The sequence below is a fragment of the Mucilaginibacter inviolabilis genome, assembly GCF_011089895.1.
In the GTDB taxonomy this organism is placed as follows: Bacteria; Bacteroidota; Bacteroidia; order Sphingobacteriales; family Sphingobacteriaceae; genus Mucilaginibacter; species Mucilaginibacter inviolabilis.
In genome coordinates, this window is the sequence record NZ_JAANAT010000004.1 from 1 (window position 1) to 21173 (window position 21173).

The 21173-nt window shown below is 38.8% G+C and carries 25 protein-coding genes and 1 tRNA gene; 14 read left to right on the forward strand and 12 right to left on the reverse strand.

Annotated features, from left to right (window positions below; translation table 11 throughout):
• The 3 genes from G7092_RS23405 to G7092_RS23415 all read left to right on the forward strand — a co-directional run.
• Positions 1-1450 (forward strand): RHS repeat domain-containing protein (locus tag G7092_RS23405; protein WP_166093195.1); only part of this gene is annotated, 1450 nt, incomplete at its 5' end.
• Positions 1437-2018, forward strand: coding sequence for a hypothetical protein (locus G7092_RS23410; RefSeq protein ID WP_166093197.1), 582 nt, complete (start codon positions 1437-1439; stop codon positions 2016-2018). The genes G7092_RS23405 and G7092_RS23410, both read left to right, overlap by 14 nt.
• 646 nt (positions 2019-2664) lie before the next feature.
• Positions 2665-3177: a hypothetical protein gene (locus tag G7092_RS23415; RefSeq protein WP_166093200.1), complete on the forward strand. Its 513-nt coding sequence runs from the start codon at positions 2665-2667 to the stop codon at positions 3175-3177.
• 518 nt (positions 3178-3695) lie between these two features.
• On the opposite strand, the gene G7092_RS23420 is transcribed toward G7092_RS23415, so the two are convergent.
• Positions 3696-3768 (reverse strand) — tRNA-Phe (locus G7092_RS23420).
• A gap of 217 nt (positions 3769-3985) precedes the next feature.
• Between G7092_RS23420 and G7092_RS23425 the strand changes: the two genes are divergently transcribed.
• Genes G7092_RS23425 through G7092_RS23440 form a run of 4 tightly spaced genes read left to right on the forward strand, consistent with a single transcriptional unit; the run spans position 3986 to position 6971 of the window.
• Positions 3986-5287 carry a 4Fe-4S dicluster domain-containing protein gene (locus G7092_RS23425; RefSeq protein ID WP_166093202.1) on the forward strand — a complete coding sequence of 434 codons (1302 nt, stop codon included), beginning with the start codon at positions 3986-3988 and terminating at the stop codon, positions 5285-5287.
• A 26-nt stretch (positions 5288-5313) separates the two neighbouring features.
• Complete coding sequence (locus G7092_RS23430) at positions 5314-5754, forward strand: DUF2750 domain-containing protein (protein WP_166093204.1); 441 nt, start codon at positions 5314-5316, stop codon at positions 5752-5754.
• A 19-nt stretch (positions 5755-5773) separates the two neighbouring features.
• Complete coding sequence (locus G7092_RS23435; protein ID WP_166093206.1) at positions 5774-6562, forward strand: (Fe-S)-binding protein; 789 nt, start codon at positions 5774-5776, stop codon at positions 6560-6562.
• Positions 6563-6572: 10 nt separating this feature from the next.
• Complete coding sequence (locus tag G7092_RS23440) at positions 6573-6971, forward strand: hypothetical protein (RefSeq protein WP_166093208.1); 399 nt, start codon at positions 6573-6575, stop codon at positions 6969-6971.
• Here G7092_RS23440 and G7092_RS23445 read toward each other — a convergent pair whose 3' ends face one another.
• A complete protein-coding gene (locus G7092_RS23445; protein WP_166093210.1) occupies positions 6972-7454 on the reverse strand; it encodes a hypothetical protein in 483 nt (160 codons plus the stop codon).
• Between the two features lie 45 nt (positions 7455-7499).
• Between G7092_RS23445 and G7092_RS23450 the strand changes: the two genes are divergently transcribed.
• Together G7092_RS23450 and G7092_RS23455 are read left to right on the forward strand one after the other, a co-directional pair.
• Positions 7500-7982, forward strand: coding sequence for an ABC transporter ATPase (locus G7092_RS23450; RefSeq protein WP_166093212.1), 483 nt, complete (start codon positions 7500-7502; stop codon positions 7980-7982).
• A 39-nt stretch (positions 7983-8021) separates the two neighbouring features.
• On the forward strand, positions 8022-8627 hold the full coding sequence (locus G7092_RS23455) for a YdeI/OmpD-associated family protein (protein ID WP_235953931.1): 606 nt from the start codon (positions 8022-8024) through the stop codon (positions 8625-8627).
• A gap of 228 nt (positions 8628-8855) precedes the next feature.
• On the opposite strand, the gene mtgA is transcribed toward G7092_RS23455, so the two are convergent.
• From mtgA to rpsF, 4 genes are all read right to left on the reverse strand, one after another.
• Complete coding sequence (gene mtgA, locus G7092_RS23460; RefSeq protein ID WP_438861467.1) at positions 8856-9620, reverse strand: monofunctional biosynthetic peptidoglycan transglycosylase; 765 nt, start codon at positions 9618-9620, stop codon at positions 8856-8858.
• Between the two features lie 116 nt (positions 9621-9736).
• On the reverse strand, positions 9737-10180 hold the full coding sequence (gene rplI / locus G7092_RS23465; RefSeq protein ID WP_166093215.1) for a 50S ribosomal protein L9: 444 nt from the start codon (positions 10178-10180) through the stop codon (positions 9737-9739).
• A gap of 15 nt (positions 10181-10195) precedes the next feature.
• A complete protein-coding gene (gene rpsR / locus G7092_RS23470) occupies positions 10196-10459 on the reverse strand; it encodes a 30S ribosomal protein S18 (protein ID WP_022833472.1) in 264 nt (87 codons plus the stop codon).
• Positions 10459-10824: a 30S ribosomal protein S6 gene (gene rpsF / locus G7092_RS23475; RefSeq protein ID WP_166093217.1), complete on the reverse strand. Its 366-nt coding sequence runs from the start codon at positions 10822-10824 to the stop codon at positions 10459-10461. Before rpsF ends, rpsR begins: the two co-directional genes overlap by 1 nt.
• A gap of 268 nt (positions 10825-11092) precedes the next feature.
• On the opposite strand from rpsF, the gene G7092_RS23480 reads away from it, so the two are divergent.
• The 3 genes from G7092_RS23480 to G7092_RS23490 all read left to right on the forward strand — a co-directional run bounded on the left by G7092_RS23480 (position 11093) and on the right by G7092_RS23490 (position 13782).
• Positions 11093-11602 (forward strand): hypothetical protein, encoded by a 510-nt coding sequence (locus tag G7092_RS23480; protein WP_166093219.1) that lies wholly within the window; start codon positions 11093-11095, stop codon positions 11600-11602.
• Positions 11603-11671: 69 nt separating this feature from the next.
• Positions 11672-11896, forward strand: coding sequence for a hypothetical protein (locus tag G7092_RS23485; protein WP_166093193.1), 225 nt, complete (start codon positions 11672-11674; stop codon positions 11894-11896).
• A 74-nt stretch (positions 11897-11970) separates the two neighbouring features.
• Positions 11971-13782, forward strand: a complete 1812-nt coding sequence (locus G7092_RS23490; protein WP_166093221.1) for a DNA polymerase III subunit gamma/tau — start codon at positions 11971-11973, stop codon at positions 13780-13782.
• A gap of 72 nt (positions 13783-13854) precedes the next feature.
• Here G7092_RS23490 and G7092_RS23495 read toward each other — a convergent pair whose 3' ends face one another.
• Complete coding sequence (locus tag G7092_RS23495) at positions 13855-14319, reverse strand: hypothetical protein (protein ID WP_166093224.1); 465 nt, start codon at positions 14317-14319, stop codon at positions 13855-13857.
• Positions 14320-14376: 57 nt separating this feature from the next.
• On the reverse strand, positions 14377-15084 hold the full coding sequence (locus G7092_RS23500; protein ID WP_166093226.1) for a hypothetical protein: 708 nt from the start codon (positions 15082-15084) through the stop codon (positions 14377-14379).
• 209 nt (positions 15085-15293) lie between these two features.
• Between G7092_RS23500 and G7092_RS23505 the strand changes: the two genes are divergently transcribed.
• Both G7092_RS23505 and G7092_RS23510 read left to right on the forward strand, forming a co-directional pair.
• Positions 15294-16523, forward strand: coding sequence for an NADP-dependent isocitrate dehydrogenase (locus tag G7092_RS23505; RefSeq protein ID WP_166093229.1), 1230 nt, complete (start codon positions 15294-15296; stop codon positions 16521-16523).
• A gap of 138 nt (positions 16524-16661) precedes the next feature.
• Positions 16662-17642 (forward strand): type I phosphomannose isomerase catalytic subunit, encoded by a 981-nt coding sequence (locus G7092_RS23510; RefSeq protein WP_166093231.1) that lies wholly within the window; start codon positions 16662-16664, stop codon positions 17640-17642.
• Positions 17643-17692: 50 nt separating this feature from the next.
• On the opposite strand, the gene G7092_RS23515 is transcribed toward G7092_RS23510, so the two are convergent.
• From G7092_RS23515 to G7092_RS23530, 4 genes are all read right to left on the reverse strand, one after another.
• Entirely contained in the window at positions 17693-18115 is a 423-nt protein-coding gene (locus G7092_RS23515) for a response regulator (RefSeq protein WP_166093233.1), read from the reverse strand.
• Positions 18116-18128: 13 nt separating this feature from the next.
• Positions 18129-19607 carry a sensor histidine kinase gene (locus G7092_RS23520; RefSeq protein WP_166093236.1) on the reverse strand — a complete coding sequence of 493 codons (1479 nt, stop codon included), beginning with the start codon at positions 19605-19607 and terminating at the stop codon, positions 18129-18131.
• Positions 19608-20040: 433 nt separating this feature from the next.
• Positions 20041-20700 carry a DNA alkylation repair protein gene (locus tag G7092_RS23525; protein ID WP_166093238.1) on the reverse strand — a complete coding sequence of 220 codons (660 nt, stop codon included), beginning with the start codon at positions 20698-20700 and terminating at the stop codon, positions 20041-20043.
• A 3-nt stretch (positions 20701-20703) separates the two neighbouring features.
• Positions 20704-21168: a YciI family protein gene (locus G7092_RS23530; protein WP_166093240.1), complete on the reverse strand. Its 465-nt coding sequence runs from the start codon at positions 21166-21168 to the stop codon at positions 20704-20706.
• Positions 21169-21173 lie beyond the last annotated feature (5 nt).

Sequence of the window (21173 nt, forward strand, 5' to 3'; positions counted from 1 at the left end):
GGCAGGAAACCTGAACAACCACTATTCGTATTACTACGACCAGCTGAACCGGCTGACCTCCGCAGGGGCAACAACAGGGAACAATGAAACCGGGATAACCTATGATATGATGGGTAATATCACGGCATTGAAGCGGGACAAAGCCAATACCCCGGTAGACCAGTTGAGCTATACCTATACTACGGGTACCAATACCCTGCAAAGCGTAACAGATGCAACAGCAAACGATTATGGGCAAATGCATGGAACAACGAGTTATACCTATGACGGTAACGGCAACCTGCTCACCGACAACAGCAAAGGGATCACCGGTATCAGCTATAACCTGCTGAACCTGCCACAGGCGATCACGGGCAAGAGTACCACCTATACGTATGACGCTACAGGACAAAAACTAAGCAGGCTGATCAATACGGCCAAGACGGATTATATATCAGGGATCCAGTATGACGGTACATCGGCGTCATCTACGATCACCTTTATCCAGACAGAAGAAGGAAGAGCTTTACCAAAAGATGCCACAAGCTACAATTATGAATACAGCCTGACAGACCATTTGGGTAACAGCAGGGTGAACTTTGACACGGGCACGGGTACCACCCGTCAGGTACAGGTAGATGATTACTATGCGTTTGGTATGGAGATCAGCACAAGTGTAGCCAGCCCGAAAAATGAGTACCTTTACAATAAGAAGGAATTACAGGAGAACCTGGGCTTATATGATTATGGTGCAAGGTTCTATGATCCAGTGATTGCAAGATGGACATCTATTGATCCGCTGGCGGAGAAAGGGAGAAGGTGGAGCCCTTATGTTTACGGGGAGGACGATCCAATAGGGAAAATAGATCCTGATGGGATGGAGGTAGAGTTTGCAAAAGGTACTTCAAGGCAAGATAAAAAGGAGTATATGAAACGTCAAAGAGAATTAAATCGTAATTCAGAAACTGCCAAAAAACAATGGAAAGAGTTAAAGAAATCGGACAATGTTTTTACAATCCATCTTAATCAGAAAGATGGGGATCGAGAAGGTAGTCACGTTAATATGAAGGGAGACAAGGTTGATCCTAAAAAGGGTAATGGCGCAGACATTTTTATAAATCTGAACGAAAAATCACCAGATGGAGCCCCTCAATCTATAATTATTGGGCATGAACAAAAACATGCTATAGACATGAATAATGGAGTTAATTTTAAGGTAGAACCTGAATTTGGTTTGAAAGATAAGCCTATTGATATCCAAAACGCTATTTTCAAGGCAAATTTTGATACAAGAGCTGCCCAGGAAAAATCGGCAGGCCGAACCGAGAATTTAATTAGATCTGAATTTGATCCGACTCACAAAATTATTCCATTAAGGAAGACTTACGACTTAACCAAGCAGTCTATTAATAGCACCGGTTATTCCGAAACAACTGTACCAATAAACCTCATTGACGATGAAAAGAAGTAAATTACAAATTTATCAAGGGGTAATTTTGTTTATCGCATTTTGGGGATCGCCTTGTCTTTTGTTAGCCCAAGTAAATAATGAAGGAAGCGATAAAAAATGCTTTCTTGAAATTGTTCAAAAACCTCCCGTTGTTGTAAATAAACGAATAAATACTTTACTTGATTCTGGCTTTAATTTTGATATCATAAGAATACAAGAATCCGGGGATTATTCAGCAAATATAATCTTAAATAGAATATATAAAGTTAGTAATAAATGGGTTTACAAGAATGACGATAAGAATGCAATAATCATTCGGAATCCTGATTTATTGCGTCTACTAAAAGACTATACTGACGCTCCAATTGAAGAAAAACATATAATTAATGCTTGTTTGGATGATGTACATTCAACTATTTATACGCGTTATTATTATTATTATTTAGTTGCTGGAAAGATACAAAGGAGTTTGGTAAGTAATATTCCTGCTTTCAGGATAGATAATTTAAGTCAAAATGCACTTCTAACGATTTTTAAGAAACTTGACGAAGTTATATTGAGAACGCAAGCCGGTGAAAAGCTTAATTAACTTCCCCCCGCTCCCGCAAGCATGCCGCTTGTGGCAAACAGGCAGGTAAATATAATACCAAGCCCAACCATAACGGTTGGGCTTTACTTTTTACTGCTAAAGTTGATTTTCCTGGCTGTTGCAAGCGGCACGTTTGCCCTAAACAAGCCTGATTAAATTACAGAAAAAGCAGGTGTTTTTAACAAATGAGTCGTAATTATAAATTTAAAAATGCTGAGGGGTTATATTTTGTAGGTTACGTTACCGTATTTTGGGTTGAATTTTGGCTGCAGCATAATCAACCAGTTGGGCTATAGAGTGCAGAAGTGATACAACAAAAGATAGATTATATTCATAATAACCCTGTTGTATCAGAAACAGTGGAACATGACTACGAATATCTTCATAGCAGTGCACGGGATTATGCAGGTTTAAGTGGAATGGTGAGCGTAATAATTACATAGCTAAAGCCTTGCACATTTACCACAAGCGGGACGTTTGCAGTAGCGGAGAAAAGAAGGTAGATACTTATAAATTCGGCATGAAAAAAATAGACTACTAAGAAATTTTACTACAAGTTCGGGTAGACCCGGAGGGTCAAATGACGGAAAAGATTTCGTTATTAAGAGCTATGGACATGCAACTGTACCAATTGAAAAATAACGATATGAGAAAAGTGTTAAAACTATTATCTATTGTATTAATTTTAGGAATCTTATATTTAATATATGATGACCTCGCTTTCGATGCATTACAGAGAGCTGATTTTGCGAAAATATTCGTTGGATACAATGGTAAAACAAAGCTTGTCTGTAAAAAAAACTTCATTGGCATCACTACAAGTGGAGATTTTTTTGAGCTTTATGTGTATTCTCTTGGTGACGTCAAAATTAATAATAACTACCCTCAGTTTCGCAATTTGGAGAATGGTACTGTCACCAAGGAAACGACTATTGGCAAATGGCGGAACTGTCCTATCAATAAAGGTGTTATAAAACTATATAGATTTACCATAGGCGCTAATAATCTTAACACTTCTGATTGTGCCATTTTATTTAAAAACGAGATACTAAATCCCCGAAATTTCTACAGTTATATATCAATTAACGACACAGAACAATATTTTTTTCTTTATTCTTCGGCGACAAACAAGCTTTACTATATACGCCGAAAAGGGTAGTGTATCAGGTTGGTTGTGTATCACCCTCGCGCTGATTTGTGATCAGTGCGTAATATGGATATAGCACTTACAATGCGAAAATAAAGCTCAACAAAGCGTTGGACTTTATTTTTTATAAGTTAACGTGGTCTTAGCATGTTGAATGAAGCCATTTATGGCATACATGATATGCTCTATCATTATTAGGAAGCTGTTGGATGGATATCTCCTTATTTGAGAGAGGGAATCTATAGGTTGATCAACCCTATCCACTAAACGCTTAAGAGCATAATTATTCATTTATTAAACATATAAACATGGAGGAACAAAGCCTGAACTCACTAAGCTGCTATCCAACTAAAGACCAAACTGTGCCAAATACTCATCAAAGTCGTCAAATACGAAATAGAAAATAGGAATTGAGGAAACAGAAACCAAACAAGGAGTTATTAATAAATTAGCAAAAACTGTACTTTGAAGCTGTAAAGGTACTTTTATACAAAAAAAGTCTCTTAGTATAACTAAGAGACTTTGAGGTGTGGTATCAGCTGGGATCGAACCAGCGACACAAGGATTTTCAGTCCTTTGCTCTACCGACTGAGCTATGATACCTCCGTTTGGGGAGTGCAAATGTAGCTTTTTTTTTATGTTTGAAAAGTTTTTTTTGAAAAAAGTTTAAAAATATTCTCTGGAGAATAGGTATTCGTTTTTGAAATTAAACAATTAAGCAGTTAATCAGTTACTTAGCTTTAAAGATATTTTTCAATCTTAAAACATTTTTCTCTTTCAACAATTCAATTAACTTTGAATAAAATACTATGCACGCATAATGATTGCACAAGTTATATTTATTATCATTTTAGGGGTTGCCGTTTACCTGTTTGCCAAAAACGTGGCTAAAATAAAGCGTAATATTTTGCTGGGGAAAGATACTGACCGATCTGACCGGCCAGCCGAGCGCTGGAAAGTAATGGCAAAGGTAGCTTTGGGACAAACTAAGATGGTAAAACGTCCGGTTGCTGCCGTTATGCATTTTTTTATCTACATCGGTTTTGTGATCATTAACCTGGAAGTGTTGGAAATCATGATCGATGGGGTATCCGGTTCACATCGTATATTTTCTCATCCGTTAGGAAGTTTGTATGGCTTTTTGATAGGAAGCTTTGAAGTATTAGCGGTGTTGGTACTTACGGCCTGCGTTGTTTTTCTTTGTAGGCGTAACATTGTCCATTTAAAACGGTTTACAGGCACCGAGATGACCAAATGGCCGCGGTCTGACGCCAATTATATCCTCATTACAGAAATCTTGTTAATGAGCGCTTTTTTAACTATGAATGCTGCCGATTATAAACTGCAGTTATTGCATTTTAGTCATTATGTTAAAGCGGGTAGCTTTCCGGTAAGTTCGTTAATAGCCCCGTTATTGCCCAATAATGCCAGCGCTTTGGAAATGGTTGAACGGTCTTGCTGGTGGTTCCACATTATAGGAATATTGGCTTTTTTAAATTATTTGCCATATTCCAAGCATTTCCATATTCTGCTGGCTTTTCCCAATACTTATTACTCCAACCTGAATAACAAAGGCAAGTTTACCAATATGGCGTCGGTTACTAATGAAGTAAAGGCCATGCTTGATCCCTCTTTTGTTCCGGAGAACACAGGTGAACCCGGACGTTTCGGCGCCAAAGATGTTACCGACCTGAGTTGGAAAAATCTGATGGAGGCCTATACTTGTACCGAGTGTGGCAGATGTACTTCCGTGTGCCCGGCTAATATCACTGGGAAGCTGTTATCACCCCGGAAAATTATGATGGATACCCGCGACAGGCTTACCGAAGTGGGTAATAATTTGGATAAGCATGGCAAAGACCATAATGATGGTAAAACACTATTGGATAACTATATCACCCGAGAAGAACTTTGGGCTTGTACTACCTGTAATGCCTGCGCTGAGGCCTGCCCGGTAAATATTAATCCGTTGGAGATCATTACAGAAATGCGTCGTTATATCGTAATGGAAGAGTCGCAGGCGCCGGCCAGCCTCAACAATATGTTTGGCAATGTAGAGAATAACGGAGCTCCATGGAAATACAGCCAGGCCGATAGATTTAATTGGGCGAATAATGAGTAAGTTGATGGCTTATAATGACTAGCGATATGTTACAGGATACAGCAACTACCGAATTAAAATATAAACTATTTATAGAAAAAACGGCCGCGTCAAAACTGGTGTGGGCGTTAAAAAGCAAAAATGGCTGGGCTAACTCTCATTCTAATGACAGTGAAGATGTGGATGTGATCCCATTTTGGTCAGACAGAGCCTATGCCAAGGCCTGTGCCAGGGATGATTGGAAGGGTTACTTGCCTGTTGAAATCCCATTGGCCGAGTTTTTGGAAAACTGGTGTATGGAGATGGCTGATAATGAAGTATTAGCCGGGATTAATTGGGATGCCAATATGTTTGGAAAGGAAAATACTGCTTTAGCTTTAGCCGTTGATATCTTAGAACAATTGAATTCTATTAACTCAGCAATTAGCTTTAAAAATTATAGCAGTATAAACGAATTTATAACCGAGATCAGTGAGTCGCTTGATTAACTGAGGAAAATCATAAATAATGGATCAAAAAATACCTACCATGGCCGATATGGCCGCGCAAGGACAAGAACCCGAGATATTGTTTTGGGTTGGCTGTGCCGGTAGTTTTGACGAAAGAGCACAAAAGATAACCCGTGATATTTGTAAAATATTGCAACATGTGGGAATTAACTACGCCGTTTTAGGGACCGAGGAAAGCTGTACCGGCGACCCGGCCAAACGGGCCGGTAATGAATTTTTATTTCAGATGCTGGCCATGACCAATATACAGGTGCTTGATGGTTATAATATTAAAAAAATAGTGACCGGTTGCCCACACTGTTTTAACACCATCAAAAATGAGTATCCAGGTTTAGGTGGTAATTATGAAGTGATCCATCATTCGCAGCTTATCCAGCAGTTGATTGATGAAGGAAAGCTTCGTGCAGAAGGCGGAGAAAGCTTTAAGGGTAAACGTATCAGCTTTCATGATCCATGCTATTTGGGTCGGGGTAATAATGTTTATGAAGCACCGCGAGCAGCCCTTGAAATTTTAGATACGGAACTGGTGGAGCTGAAACGCTGCAAGTCAAACGGCTTATGCTGTGGTGCGGGTGGCGGCCAAATGTTTAAAGAGCCGGAACCCGGCAAAAAAGAGATCAACATGGAACGTATGGTTGACATCCTGGAAGCAAAATCGCAGGTTGTTGCCGCTGCCTGTCCGTTTTGCATGACTATGCTTACCGATGGTGTAAAACATCAGGATAAGGAACAGGAGATACAGGTGTTGGACATTGCCGAGATTACTGTTCGGGCAAATGGTTTATAGCATATCTCGCATGAAAACATATTGTTTCTGTTTTTTGCTTTTTATGGCATCTGCCAATATTAACGCAAAAGATAAAGTAGCTTGTACTAGCTATCAGCAAGACAAAGGTATCGAGGATATACTTATAGATAAATTATTCAGGTTAGTTGAAGTTAAACAGCTGAACATCGAATTAAAAAAATATAAAGCCTCAGCTTCTGTCATGATAACCGCAAAACCTACTTCTGATAGCCCGTATTATGAAGTGACTGTTGGGTATGATGGCCCGTCAAGATTTGAGAGCCGGTATTTTTTCAGAATAAAAAAGGATAAAATTAAGCAGGAAAATATCGAACCTTATATAGAGGTTATGGACATTGCCGAGGCTGATTATGTACCTTTGCTTCAATACAGGAAAAAAAGTAAATAGCTATAAAGCCTTTGCCTTAAAATAGTTTAATGCGTTTTTTAAGCTATCCAAACGGATTGAGCTCATATTTTTGACAGGTAGTTCTAATACTGTCGACATAGAGTCGATATCTCCCTTGGGGTCTTCATAGGTTTGTACAATAATATCATCAGCATTGGTGCTTAATTCCAGGGTGCCGGCTTTATCATCGCCCTGGTATTGTACCTGGTTTAAACGGTGTAAATTAAACGAAAAATATTCCTGCCTGCCATGTTGATAAGTTTTTCTGAGACGTAAAAAATAGTCGTTGGTAAGGGTCAGTTCCCACTTTTTTAATTTGATATCAGGCGGTGGATTGTATGACTCCGTGAGGCATTTATTGCTCCAGCTGAGCCATTCCTGATCGTCTGTTTGTGGCCTGAAGCTATAATTTACCCATCCGGCTAGTAAAATGAGGGTAAATACTAAAATCTTTTTTGTTTGCGGCTGAAGTGATTTTTTCATGACAACAAAATGTAACCCGAAGTTAATAAATTGATATTTTTGTAAATGGAATTTTCTCAACACTCAAGAGTTTGGATATATCAGTCTGACCGGAAATTAACTGATCCTGAAGTGGCACAGATACAGGAGGAACTGGATGATTTTACCACCGGTTGGACGGCCCACAATAACCAGTTAAAAGCCGGTGCCGAAATCAGGTATAACCGCTTTTTGATTTTAATAGTTGATGAAAGTCAGGAAGGTGCCAGTGGATGCTCTATTGACAAATCGGTTCATTTTATGAAGCATCTGGAGCAGCACTATCACATCAATCTGTTCGACAGGTTTAATCTGGCTTACAGGGAAGGTGGAGAGGTGCTTTCACTACCACGACATGCTTTTGAAGACCTTTTGAAACAAGGGAAGATAAATACCGAAACCATTGTTTATAATAACATGGTGCAAAATGTAACTGAACTGGAAAGCAAATGGGAAGTACCTTTTAAAAATAGCTGGCATATACAATTATTCAGAGATCTGGTTAGCTAATAGCACTATTGCTAAAGTTAGGTTGTTTGCATAAATTTAATGATGGAACAATACGATAATCGGGTTGATCTTTATATTAACCAAGCGGCTGATTTTGCAAAACCAATACTGGAGTATATCCGGGAGGTGGTTCATGAAGCATCGCCTTTAATCACCGAAACCGTAAAATGGGGAATGCCATTTTTTGATTATAAAGGACCGGTATGTCAAATGGCTGCCTTTAAACAGCATTGCGCCTTTGGCTTCTGGCGATGGTCGCTTATAAGTGGTGATTTAAAACCTACAGAGGATGCTTCTGCAGGCAGTTTTGGTCGTGTTATGAGTATTGCTGATCTTCCTGCCAAAGAAACGCTGATGGCGTACGTATTGCGTGGTATCGAACTAAATGAAAAAGGCATAAAAAAAGCCAGCCCGAAAAAAGCTCCTTCCGAAAAAGCTGAATTAGTGATCCCTGATTATTTTATTGATTTTTTAGCTGCTTACCCTAAAGCTGTACAGGTGTTTTATGATTTTAGTTATTCCCATAAAAAGGAATACGTAGAATGGATTACCGATGCTAAAACAGAAGCTACCCGCCAAAAAAGAATGGAAACCGCTGCTGAATGGATAGCTGAAGGTAAATCAAGAAATTGGAAATATAAGTAAGATAAAAAGTGGGTTTACATGGGTTTACACTTTTTATGGTTAGAATTTGGTTAATGTATTTGTAATCAATAAGTTATATTGATTATGTTGTAAAAAAGTGGGTTTACATGTAAACCCACTCAAAGACTCCTGAAATTGCTCACTTTTCAGCTTTATATCTCTGGATTTTCTTCGAGGGATTCCGAGAAAGCTGAATATAAAAAAATGACATGTATTTAAAAGCAGGATTTAAAAATCCAACGGACCTAATCTGCGCATATTTTTCATGATCAGATATTGCCGGTGTTTTAAATAAGGGGTAGGATTGGTGGCCGACCATCTGAGCGGGCTCGGGAATATCACTGCTATGGCCGCTGCTTCATGTTTGGTTAGGTCAGCGGCTGATTTATGAAAATAGGCTTGTGAGGCAGCTTCAATACCGTAGATACCATCACCCATTTCAATCTCATTTAAATAAACCTCCATGATACGCTTTTTACTCCAGAAGGTTTCTATCAATACCGTAAAATAAGCTTCGATGCCTTTACGTAACAGGGAACGGCCATCCCATAAAAAAACGTTCTTGGCCACCTGCTGCGATATAGTGCTGCCACCAATGAGCTTTTTACTGTGCGCATTTTTTTCAATAGCTTTTTCAATGGCCTGGAAATCGAAGCCGTGATGCTCCAGGAAGGTTTGGTCTTCGGCGGCAACCGCTGCTCGTTTCATATTGTCAGATATATCATCAAAATCTTTCCATTGCTTGTCAATCTTCCAATCCTTGCCGGCGGCTTTACGCTGAAAACCGCGTTCTATCATCAACCAGGTAAAAGGAGGGTTTACAAAACGGTAAAATAACACACCCAGCAAGCTTAGCCCTACAAAGAGTAAAAAGGTAAGTTTTATAACTCTAAATAAAAGCCGGGCAATGCCATTGTTTTTAAGTTTTGAAAACCAGGACTTTGACTTTGATTTTGAGCCTTTTTTTGACGATGGGGCGGGAGTGCGTTTCACAATTGATAATAAATTCTATAAAACAAAGAGGGTGCTTTGCCAATGCAAAACACCCTCTAAAATTCTACAATTAAGTTCAAAATCCGAAATCAAAACTCCGAATTCCGAAATATAAATTACTCAGCTACTACTGAGAAAGGAACCTGTACTTTTACTTCTTTGTGCAGGTTTACGTTTGCGATGTATTCACCAACAAACTTAGGCTCCTGATCAAAAGTAATACGACGACGGTCAACTTCAAAGCCTTCTTTTTTCAATGCATCAGCAATTTGAATAGTGTTGATGGCACCGAAAATTTTACCGCTTTCACCGGCTTTAGCGCCAATGTTAAGTTTAACGCCTTCTAAACGGGCAGCTATCGCATCAGCATCCTTACGGATTTTTTCTTGTTTAAACTGAGCTTGTTTCAAGTTTTCAGCTAAAACTTTGCGAGCGCTTTCTGTAGCTAGTATGGCGTAGCCTTTTGGTAAAAGGTAGTTACGGCCATAACCTGGTTTAACGTTTACTACATCGTCTTTATCACCCAGGTTTTTTACATCTTGTTTTAAAATAACTTCCATTTTCTGAATCTCCTATTATTTTAATGAATCTGTAACGTAAGGTAATAAACCAATGTGACGTGCGCGTTTAACGGCTTGAGCCACTTTACGCTGGAACTTTAATGAAGTACCGGTTAAGCGACGTGGTAATACTTTACCCTGATCGTTAATGAACTTTAATAAAAAGTTAGCGTCTTTGTAATCAATATACTTAATACCGTTCTTTTTGAAACGGCAGTATTTTTTACGGTTATCCTCCACTTTGGGAGCGGTAACGTATTTAATTTGTTCGTTAGCCATTAGTTTGCGTCCTCCACTTTAGCTGCTGGTTTTTTGTTAAAAGCACCGCTGCGTTTTTTGTCATTGTAAGCAATGGCATGTTTATCCAAAGCAATGGTCAGGAAACGCAAAACACGCTCATCGCGCCTTAACTCTACCTCCAATTTGTTAATTAATTCACCTGGAGCCTTAAATTCAGTTAAGTGATAGTACCCTGTAGTCTTTTTTTGAATAGGGTACGCTAATTTTCTCAAACCCCAATTATCCTCCTGGACAATTTCGGCTCCGCCATCAGTTAAGATTTTGCTAAATTTGGCAATGCCTTCTTTAGCAGTTTCTTCTGATAACAACGGGGTTAGAACGATCACGATTTCGTACTGTTGCATTATTATACTTTGATTTTTAATTAATTACCCGCTATAACGGGGCTGCAAATGTAGAAATATTATCTGTATTTATCAAATGTTTTTAGCATGAAAATCAAATTGTTTCAGTATAAAATAAAGATCAAAATATATATTTGATGAAAAACCCAATATGAAAAAATACCTGAGCCTTATTATCACCGTCTTCGCGCTTAACTGCAGTGTAGTTAATGCCCAAACGGAACCGGGTCCTGCACAACAAAAAATGCTCGATTCGATCTGTGCCTGCATGTCTAAAATTGATATTTCAAAGATAAAAACGGCTAAGGAAGCAAACGATGTTTTTATGCAATGTTTTACTGCACATGCTGATTTGTTGCCGGATCTTGCCAAAGAACAAAATGCAGAATTTACCGATGATGCAGCTATGAACCGTATCGGCACAGAAATAGGGGCGAATTTGTTAAAACGCAACTGCTCATCATTTGTAAAATTGGCTATGCTCATGGGAAAAAAGGATGAAGATGCGGCTGTGACTGTAGCTGAGCAAGTAACCAGCGGAACGTTTAAACGAATAGATAATAAGGGGTTTAATTATATAGTTTTAACAGACAATACCGGCAACGAAAAATCTTTTATCTGGCTTCGCCAGTTTCCGGGATCAGAAAACTTTATGAATGGAACCACAAAATATGTCGGGAAAAAAGCAAGTATAAAATGGCAGGAGATCGAAGTATATTTACCACAGGCGAAAGGTTATTATAAAGTAAAAGAAATTTTAAGTGTTGATATTTTATAGATAATAGTCATTAAACTTAATTTACGAAGCTTATATTTAGCGCAGTAGTTAAAACGTAAATTATTTTTTATGGAATTTGTAGATCTTAAATATCAGGATACAGTATTACCGTCCTATAATAACATCACGATGTTAGCTCCCGGTGAAGAGGATGAGTTTGAAAGTGATTGGATTGACGAAGACGATGACCTTGATGATCATGTAGACGATTTGCATGAAATACAGGTAGATGATGATCTGAACGAACCTGATCCGGAAGGTGATTACCCTCAGCCAGATGATGACGACGAGTAAGACCAAATAGTTTAATTACACAATCGTTTCATCGATACTTTAACTTCAGGCATTTTCTTGCTAACTTCGTAGCTGTGGATAATTTTATTGTTTCGGCTCGTAAATACCGCCCGGCTACTTTTGAAACTGTTGTTGGTCAGCAACATATAACCAACACACTTAAAAACGCTATTAGAAATAATCAGCTGGCTCAGGCATTTTTATTCTGCGGGCCGCGTGGTGTGGGAAAAACTACCTGCGCACGCATCCTGGCCAAAACTATCAATTGTACCAATTTACAACCTAATGGCGAGGCTTGTGGCGAGTGCGCCTCCTGTAAAGCGTTTGAGAATGGAAATTCTTTTAACGTACATGAACTGGATGCCGCATCAAACAATTCGGTTGATGATATCAGGAGCCTGATAGACCAGGTACGTATACCACCACAGGCAGCACGGTATAAAGTTTATATTATTGATGAGGTGCACATGCTGTCGCAGGCGGCTTTTAACGCTTTTTTGAAAACGCTGGAAGAACCACCTCATTACGCCATATTTATATTGGCTACTACCGAGAAACATAAAATACTGCCCACTATACTTTCACGCTGCCAGATATTTGATTTTAACCGTATCCGCGTAGAGGATATGGCTGCGCATCTGGCATCTATTGCTGGTAAAGAGAATATTAGCTATGAGCCTGATGGTCTACATATTATAGCGCAAAAAGCCGATGGCGGTTTACGTGACGCTTTATCCATGTTTGACCAGATCGTTAGTTTTTCTGGTGGTAAGGTTACCTATCGCTCGGTAATTGATAACCTGAACATACTTGATTACGATTACTATTTTAACATAACCGATAGCCTGCTACAGGAAGATACGGGCAAGGCACTGTTATTTTTTGACGAAATATTATCACGCGGATTTGACGGGGCTCATTTTATAGCCGGCTTGTGTGAGCATTTTCGCAATCTGCTGGTAAGTAAAGATCAGTCAACTTTAAAATTATTGGAGGTAAGCGAGGGAATTAAGAGTAAATACCTGCAGCAATCGCAAAGCAGCCCGGTATCGTTTTTACTTTCGGCTATGAATATTGCCAACCAGTGCGATATCAATTATAAGCTAAGTAAAAATCAGCGACTCCAGGTTGAGCTCGCATTGCTCAAAATGTGCCATTTGCCCTCGGCATTTAATATGGTGGCTTCGCCGCTTACAGCAACATCCGCCACCGACGGGTCATTAAAAAAAAAACCTGATACCTCAGCAGTAGCGGCGCCGGCACAAGCCAATAAGATCAATAATGATGCGGCTGTATTAAGCGACACACCCCTGTCTTATAATACAACAAAACCGCAAAACGTTGAAAATAAACAGGTAGCAGAAGTAAAAGAGCAAGCACCTGCCGAAAAGCCTAAAATATTTATACCCTCGCCAAGTCTGGGTTCGTTATCCATAAAAATACCTTCACTTACAGATACCGGTAAAACGGTTGAAGAAGAAGCAGAGGAGGAAGATCCTTATTTAAAAGGAAATGACCGAGATGATTTTACCATGGACAATTTTTTACAGTGCTGGAGCGATTTTGCCGCAAAAATTAAGGCAGATGGTAAAAAGAACCTGGTAACTATTTTTATAGCTAATGCTCCACGGATGCTTAAGCCCTATGAGTTTGAGATAGTGGTTGGCACCAAACTGCAGGAAAACTTATTTAAGGAAGAAAGACCAGCTTTGCACAATTATCTGCGGGGGCGGTTAAGAAACTTTACTATTGAAGTAAATGCCCGTGTTGACGAACAGGAGGTAGTTAGAAAGCCATATACGGCTGTTGAGAAATTTCAGTACCTGGCTGCCCGCAACCCTCAGCTGGTCGACCTCCGTAACCGATTTAATCTTGATTTTGATTAGGGAATTAGTTAGTGATGAGTTGTGAGCGGAAAGTAGTTATGAAAACTCATTACTCATCACCCACAACTAAAATTACTTAAAGAATTCCGAATCATTTTTAGGATAACCCTCTTCATCCAAATCGTCACGATCATCTTCAGGAGTGTGTGCTAATGCAGAATCTGCGGGGTCAACCTCTACAATATCGCCCTCGTCAATGTGCATGCCAAGATCGTCAACATCTGTTTCCAATGATCTTTTTCCCGCATATTCATCGTCAGTATCATCATAAGGGTTGGCCTCGTCATAGGTAGAATTCATGTCGTTGCCGTTCTTAACCGAGGTTTTGTATGGATCCGGATGATCGTAATCCGGATCATCGCTTCTTACATCATATTCAAAGCTGTTGTCGTCAGGATTGTATTTAAGATCCTCCTTGTCAATAGTTTCGCCTAATTCGTCTTTTAATGTTCTGTCCCGATCGGCGCTGTTATCATTTAAAGCGTCATCGTCTTCATAATCATCATCAAATCCGGGGTTTATATTTTGATTGTTCATCGGTTTTTGCTTTGATTAAATATACCAAAAAACCTTGCCAAAATTCAAAAAGAGTAATTAATAATATATCTGTTTACGGTAAGAGGTTATACCACCAATACCAACTTTTATACCCAGGATAAATTGCGTAAATGCGTCGTTATGGCGCCCAGCCTTATATCCGTCAAGGTTATCATCCATCACCTTATTATATTGATAACCCAGATCTATCTTAATACCGGGATCATTGTATTGGTTAAATAACTTTATCTCATAACCTATTCGTACCGGTATATAAGGTATTTGGCTGTTATTATCGCCCGGAGGTTGTACCCCTGCCGGCAGCGTATTATCGCCACCTTTTTTTACATGGTTTACAAGATATCCGATGCCGGTTGAAACGTAAAAGCCTTTAAATGCATTAGCTACAGGGCTTTTAGAATAATCTATTAACTCGCCGGCCTGTAACTGTACGCGTAAAGCAAATGCCCAAAAATGGTTTTCGAAGATACGGCCATATCCCTGATTCGGATCGCCGGCTTTAAGGCTGCCAAACTGCCCTTCAAAAACATAGTTTACAAAGGGGCCATGGTTATACGTGAAATTAAATTGGGCCGAGGAAGTATACTTTAACGCTTTGGTTACGTCTGTGGCGATGGGGTAGTTAATACCAACGCCTGCGCCAACATCATACTGTGCATAATCATAACCTAACTGGGCTTTCGCTAAAAATGCGCTGGTACATAAAATAGCTGTGAGTGCTGTTCTTAATATCAGTTTTGTCATAATAGACATTAGGGGGCTATTAATTGGCAATCTGTTTATCTACCAACGTTTAATTTTATGAAAATAGTATCTGCACCAGCAAACACAAGAAACCTGCCATAACAAGCATTTGGGCCCAAATAAATCAAATTTCATTTATTATTAATGAAAATGGTAAAGTCTATTTAATATATTTGAAGCCATTAAAATAAAAAACAACAACATCAGGTATGTCAAAAATTAAAGTAGAAAATCCGGTAGTTGAACTGGATGGCGATGAAATGACCCGAATTATCTGGAAATTTATCAAAGACAGATTGATAATTCCTTATCTGGACCTTGATATCAAATATTATGATCTGGGTATCGAGTATCGTGATGAAACTAATGATCAGGTGACCATTGATGCCGCTAATGCTATCTTAAAATATGGTGTAGGTATCAAATGTGCCACTATTACACCTGATGAGGCCCGTGTAGAAGAGTTTGGCTTAAAACAAATGTGGAAATCGCCAAACGGAACTATCCGTAACATTTTGGACGGTACCGTTTTCCGCGAACCTATTGTAATGGCTAATGTGCCGCGTTTGGTTCCTAACTGGACTGCTCCTATATGTATTGGCCGTCATGCCTTTGGCGATCAGTACCGCGCTACCGATTTTTTAACTAAAGGAAAAGGTAAACTAACCGTAACTTTTACTCCCGAAGATGGTGGAGCTGAGCAATCATACGAAGTGTATAATTTTAAGGGCGATGGTGTTGCTTTAACCATGTATAACACAGATGAATCTATAAAAGGATTTGCACACGCTTGTTTTAACCAGGCGCTTATGAAAGGCTGGCCTTTATACTTATCAACTAAAAACACCATCCTGAAAAAATATGATGGTCGTTTTAAAGATATTTTTGAAGAAATCTATCAGCAGGATTATAAACAAAAATTTGCTGAAGCGGGCATTACTTACGAGCACCGCCTGATTGATGACATGGTTGCATCTGCATTAAAATGGAATGGTAACTTTGTATGGGCTTGTAAAAATTACGATGGCGACGTACAGTCAGATACGGTTGCACAAGGTTTTGGCTCATTAGGTTTAATGACCTCTACTTTAGTTACACCAGATGGTACTGTTATGGAAGCCGAAGCAGCGCATGGTACAGTGACCCGTCACTATCGTGAGCACCAGGCTGGCCGTCCAACGTCTACAAACCCAATTGCGTCAATCTTTGCATGGACACGTGGTTTAGAGTTCCGTGGTATACTGGATAAAAACGATGAGCTTGTTAACTTCTGCAAAACTTTAGAGCAGGTTTGTATAGAAACTGTTGAAAGTGGCAAAATGACTAAAGATTTGGCCATCACTATAAAACCAAAAGTGGAACATGGTATTGATTACCTGTACACCGAAGAGTTTTTAGAAGCTATAAACGAAAACCTGAAAGCTAAATTAGGTAAATAAGCTATCGCTTAAATTATATAAAAGCCCGCCCTTAAAAAGCGGGCTTTTTTGTGCCCGCAAGTTTTTGGTAAAAAAAGCTGAATCGGTTTATCTGTTTCTTTTTTTAACTCCTAACTTAGCGCTATAAAAACAAAACCGATGTCAACATTATATCCGTTAAAATTTAAAACCATTTATAAAGATAAAATTTGGGGTGGTCAAAAAATCAAAACCTATCTGCATAAAGATTTTGGTGCTTTACCTAACTGTGGCGAAACCTGGGAAATATCAGGTGTAAAATCTGATGTGTCTGTAGTTGCCAACGGGGAACTGGCCGGTGAATCACTGGCAGACTTGTTGGAGAAATATCAAAGCGAACTGGTAGGCCAAAAAGTTTACGAGCATTTTGGTAACATATTTCCCTTGCTGGTAAAGTTTATTGATGCCAATGAAGATTTGTCTATCCAGGTACACCCGAATGATGAACTGGCCAAAAAGCGCCATAATTCATTTGGAAAAACCGAGATGTGGTATGTTATTGAAGCCGACCCTGGTTCAACCTTGATTGCTGGTTTTAATCAGGGACTTAACGAGCAGATTTACCTGGATAAATTTAACAGTGGTCATCTTACAGATATCTTGAATAAGGAAGATGTAACAGCGGGCGATGTATTCTTTTTGCCGGCTGGTAGGGTACACACCATTGGTAAAGGTTTGCTGATCGCCGAAATCCAACAAACATCGGATATTACTTACCGTATATACGATTTTGACCGGGTTGATGATAAAGGCAACAAACGGGAGTTGCACACCCAGGAAGCACTTGCCGCTATCGACTATAAACACTACCCGGAATATAAAACCAGTTATCAGCCTAAAAAGGACGAAACCGTAAAGCTGGTTACTTGTCCTTATTTTACAACTAACCTGCTCGATTTTACGCATAGCACCTCTAAAGATTACTCAACTCTTGATTCATTTGTAATTCATGTGTGTGTAGAGGGAGCTTACGCTATAAAGTATAATGGTGAGCAATATGAAGTAAAAATGGGTGAATGCATTTTACTGCCAAAAAGCATCGATCAGGTGGAGTTGGAAACAACCGGTGGCTTTAAAATATTGGAAAGCTATATTGAATAATATATTTGAATTAGCACAGATATTGTTTTACAATACCTGTGCTAATTTTTTTACTGCCTTGCTATTCCTTGCAGGTTTTTGAAGATCTCCTGAAGGCGTGGAACGTCTACCGGCTTAAAAATGTAGCCCGAAACAGATGGGATACTTTTTGCACGATCAACATCGTGTGAGTCAATAGAGGAGCTGAGTATATAAATGAAGATTTTTTTCCCCAACTGTGATTTTATTTCCTCAAATTCTTTCATAAACTCCCAGCCATCCATTACAGGCATACTAAGGTCAAGAAATATAATATCAGGTAAATTGTAAGCGTTGCAAGGATCTTTTAAATGGGAGATTGCTTCACTGCCATTACTAAAATGCGTAACCTGATTGCTCAGGTCTTTGATACTGAGTAGTTTTTTAAATCCGTAAGCGTAAATTTTGTTATTATCAATAATACAGGCATTAACCAGAGGAGCGGGTACAATCATTTATCAGTTTAAATTATACCAGCTTAATGGTAAATTTAGTGCCAATATTTACGGTGCTTTCAACTTTAATGGTACCGCCAAGTGCTTCTATCTGGTTACGGGTAATAAATAGGCCTATACCTTTGGCGTCGGGGTTTTGATGAAATGTTTTGTACATGCCAAATACCTTATCGCCATAGCGGTCAAGATCTATCCCTATTCCATTATCTTCAAATATGAGGTAAATATGATTCCGTTCTTTTAAAGTATAACATTTGATAAGAGGTTGCCTTTCCGGATGGCTGTATTTTAAAGCATTAGTAAGCAAATTTTGCAAAATACTTTCCATATAAGCCGGTATATAGCTTATTTGCGGAGATTGGCTAAAATCATATTCTATACGGGCGTTAACTGCTTCTATATTACTTTTTATAGCAGACTGGATGTTGTTGAAAATGGCCTCAAAGTTAATGATGCTCCGTTCGTTGGTAATTTCGGTCTGTATCTTAACAATCTCATTCAAATGCTCGATTGTAGCGTTTAAGCTGCCGCTGATCGATTTGATGTGCGCGAAGATTTCGGTACGGTCTTCTGCCAGTTCTGTTTCTTCGTACAGGTTCACCATGAACTGTAAATTACCGGTATGTGATCGCAGGTTATGTGATACAATGTAAGCGAAATTTTGCAGACGCCTGTTTTGATCGGTCAGTAAATTGAGTGATGATTCCAGGCTAAGCCCCTTACGTTTATTGCTGTCAATATCTTGTAAAATGCCCCTTATCGTAATACAACGGCCATATTCGTTAATGATAGGTACTCCTTTAGCCCTTACCCAGATTACATGGTTTTTGGCTGTTCTGAATAATAATTCGAGGTCATAAGGCTGGCAAAATTCTAATGCGTTATTAATGGCGTTTTGTATAACAGGCCGATAGGGCGGTTCAAAAAAACTTACTGTTTCTTCAATGCTGAGCTTTATTTCGGTTTGTAATTCAAAAATATCGTATATCTGTTTGGATAACGTTAAATTAAGAGAAGCGGCATCAATTTCCCAGCTGCCCAATTTAGCAATCCTGATAGTATCGCCATAATGCTGATCGTTGCGTGCGGCTTTTAGTTCTGCTTGTTTATACTGGTTTATATTAATAATAGAACCATAGATGATTTGCCCGCTTTTATCATGTTGCCTTCTAATGGTACTTTCAAACCAATGGTATCCGGATGATTTGGTGAGTAATCTTATATGAATCGGTTTAGCAGGATTTGAGCTTTGATCACTTAAGGCGTTCAGAAAAACGCTTTTGTCCTGATGGTATAAAAGATGGTCAAAAAATATATGATTGGAACATTCAATTTCGTTGGTTTCGTATCCCAAAATACTATAAAAACCTGCCGACCATTTAATAGCCCTGGTATTAATATTATATTCCCAAATGCCTGCATTAATGTTATCAATTATTTGAGCAAGATGCAGCCTGCTGTCATCAGAAAACTTATCCTCAGAAAAACTCATATAAATTAATACCTACTCATTTTTTTGGTAACGACACGCTCTGTACAAGAAAATTATGTGCCATAATTTAAAATCATGAAAATTACAACCATAAGTTGTGGATGTTTTTTTCTGATCTGTAACATTAAAGTTTAAATCACCGGACTTCAAATATAATATTTGAAATTATATAAACAACTCTAATACTGATGATTACCAAATAAAATTTATTATATTAAAATATTGCCATTTGGATAGATTCATTGCTCAAAATAGTTGATTTGGTCATGGTTTTTCTACATTTAATTGTAAAAAGATACTAGAACTGTAATTTGAGCTGTGATTTTTTGAGAAAGAGCCAATAATTGGATGGCCAAAGAAAAAAAGAAGGTTAAAACCTGATATTTTTAAAACGAATGTCCTGTTTTTAATTCGTTTTTGTGTTAACAGGAGATTATGAGCGTGTAACTATTAATTCGGCAAGGGCATTGGAAGCTATCCATTTGGCAGCTTTGTGATCTTGTTTAGAAATATTTTGGGCTGTTTGTATGGCTACTGCTTTTAAAATTTCGTTTCTTTTTCCGATCTGTCTGAGGGCCCAGTTTACCGCTTTTTTTACAAAGTTCCGGTTATCCCAGGCCTCTCGTTCAATTATGGGCATTAGCGCTATAAACAATTCATTAGTAGCTTTTTTATTATGTACGGCATATTCGGACATGAGTACAAAGCCTGCTCTTTTAATAAATTCTGCTTCATGAGCGCTAAATTCAAGCGCTTTACTCATGGCAAAGGGAGTTCGATCAAATAAATTACCACATACCTGGTCGCACAAGTCCCAGGAATAAAAATCTTTTGTCCAGTTATCAATTTGTTCTTCGGTAACCTGGGCTGGGTTGTCAATTAGCGATGCCAGCAGACGGGCTTCATGCAAGCCTGTATCCCAAAGAGCAAGTGCCAGTTGATGATCTTTTTTAATGATTTTGGCCAGCTTTCGCAATTCTGGCAGGCGAACGCCGATTGCATTTGTATTGTCGATACCATAACGTTTCATACCTGTCAGGTAACCTGCATCAGCTTTATCTTTTAAAAAATCAATAATCTCAGTAACAGCCATATATCAATCGGTTATGCTTTTGCTTTGCAGCTTGCTATGAATATTCACAACCTCCATCAACGCAGCCGAACAGTAAAAGGGATGTAGCTCCATAATTAAAGTACCCGCTTTTATAGCCGGATCGGTCTCGGTTAACTTTTTAGCCTCTTCAAGGGTTTCTACGTTAAAAATAAATATGCCACGGATAGGTTGATCATCCAAGAAAGGCCCTGCCATTACCAGTTTGCCTTCGGCAGCTAAACGGCCAATGTTTTTTAAATGAGCCATTTGCAGCTGCATCCGAGCAGCGGAATCTTTGAGTTGAGTTGGGCCTTCTTTTAAAAAAGCCAGCACATATTTTTTCATGCCATATTGGTCGGCACCCAGTTTTTTAGCCAGGGCGGCATCATAAATAGGTTTAGTAGTATTTTGCGCAAAACAGCTGATACAACAAGTAATAATAGCGATGAGGAGGATGAGCTTTTTCATGACGT

Bases quoted from the DNA above. Each gene is read 5' to 3' on its own strand.
- G7092_RS23410 (WP_166093197.1), top strand. From the start codon at position 1,437: ATGAAAAGAAGTAAATTACAAATTTATCAAGGGGTAATTTTGTTTATC.
- G7092_RS23415 (WP_166093200.1), top strand. From the start codon at position 2,665: ATGAGAAAAGTGTTAAAACTATTATCTATTGTATTAATTTTAGGAATC.
- G7092_RS23425 (WP_166093202.1), top strand. From the start codon at position 3,986: ATGATTGCACAAGTTATATTTATTATCATTTTAGGGGTTGCCGTTTAC.
- G7092_RS23430 (WP_166093204.1), top strand. From the start codon at position 5,314: ATGTTACAGGATACAGCAACTACCGAATTAAAATATAAACTATTTATA.
- G7092_RS23435 (WP_166093206.1), top strand. From the start codon at position 5,774: ATGGATCAAAAAATACCTACCATGGCCGATATGGCCGCGCAAGGACAA.
- G7092_RS23440 (WP_166093208.1), top strand. From the start codon at position 6,573: ATGAAAACATATTGTTTCTGTTTTTTGCTTTTTATGGCATCTGCCAAT.
- G7092_RS23445 (WP_166093210.1), bottom strand. From the start codon at position 7,454: ATGAAAAAATCACTTCAGCCGCAAACAAAAAAGATTTTAGTATTTACC.
- G7092_RS23450 (WP_166093212.1), top strand. From the start codon at position 7,500: ATGGAATTTTCTCAACACTCAAGAGTTTGGATATATCAGTCTGACCGG.
- G7092_RS23455 (WP_235953931.1), top strand. From the start codon at position 8,022: ATGATGGAACAATACGATAATCGGGTTGATCTTTATATTAACCAAGCG.
- rplI (WP_166093215.1), bottom strand. From the start codon at position 10,180: ATGGAAGTTATTTTAAAACAAGATGTAAAAAACCTGGGTGATAAAGAC.
- rpsR (WP_022833472.1), bottom strand. From the start codon at position 10,459: ATGGCTAACGAACAAATTAAATACGTTACCGCTCCCAAAGTGGAGGAT.
- rpsF (WP_166093217.1), bottom strand. From the start codon at position 10,824: ATGCAACAGTACGAAATCGTGATCGTTCTAACCCCGTTGTTATCAGAA.
- G7092_RS23480 (WP_166093219.1), top strand. From the start codon at position 11,093: ATGTCTAAAATTGATATTTCAAAGATAAAAACGGCTAAGGAAGCAAAC.
- G7092_RS23485 (WP_166093193.1), top strand. From the start codon at position 11,672: ATGGAATTTGTAGATCTTAAATATCAGGATACAGTATTACCGTCCTAT.
- G7092_RS23495 (WP_166093224.1), bottom strand. From the start codon at position 14,319: ATGAACAATCAAAATATAAACCCCGGATTTGATGATGATTATGAAGAC.
- G7092_RS23500 (WP_166093226.1), bottom strand. From the start codon at position 15,084: ATGACAAAACTGATATTAAGAACAGCACTCACAGCTATTTTATGTACC.
- G7092_RS23505 (WP_166093229.1), top strand. From the start codon at position 15,294: ATGTCAAAAATTAAAGTAGAAAATCCGGTAGTTGAACTGGATGGCGAT.
- G7092_RS23510 (WP_166093231.1), top strand. From the start codon at position 16,662: ATGTCAACATTATATCCGTTAAAATTTAAAACCATTTATAAAGATAAA.
- G7092_RS23515 (WP_166093233.1), bottom strand. From the start codon at position 18,115: ATGATTGTACCCGCTCCTCTGGTTAATGCCTGTATTATTGATAATAAC.
- G7092_RS23520 (WP_166093236.1), bottom strand. From the start codon at position 19,607: ATGAGTTTTTCTGAGGATAAGTTTTCTGATGACAGCAGGCTGCATCTT.
- G7092_RS23525 (WP_166093238.1), bottom strand. From the start codon at position 20,700: ATGGCTGTTACTGAGATTATTGATTTTTTAAAAGATAAAGCTGATGCA.
- G7092_RS23530 (WP_166093240.1), bottom strand. From the start codon at position 21,168: ATGAAAAAGCTCATCCTCCTCATCGCTATTATTACTTGTTGTATCAGC.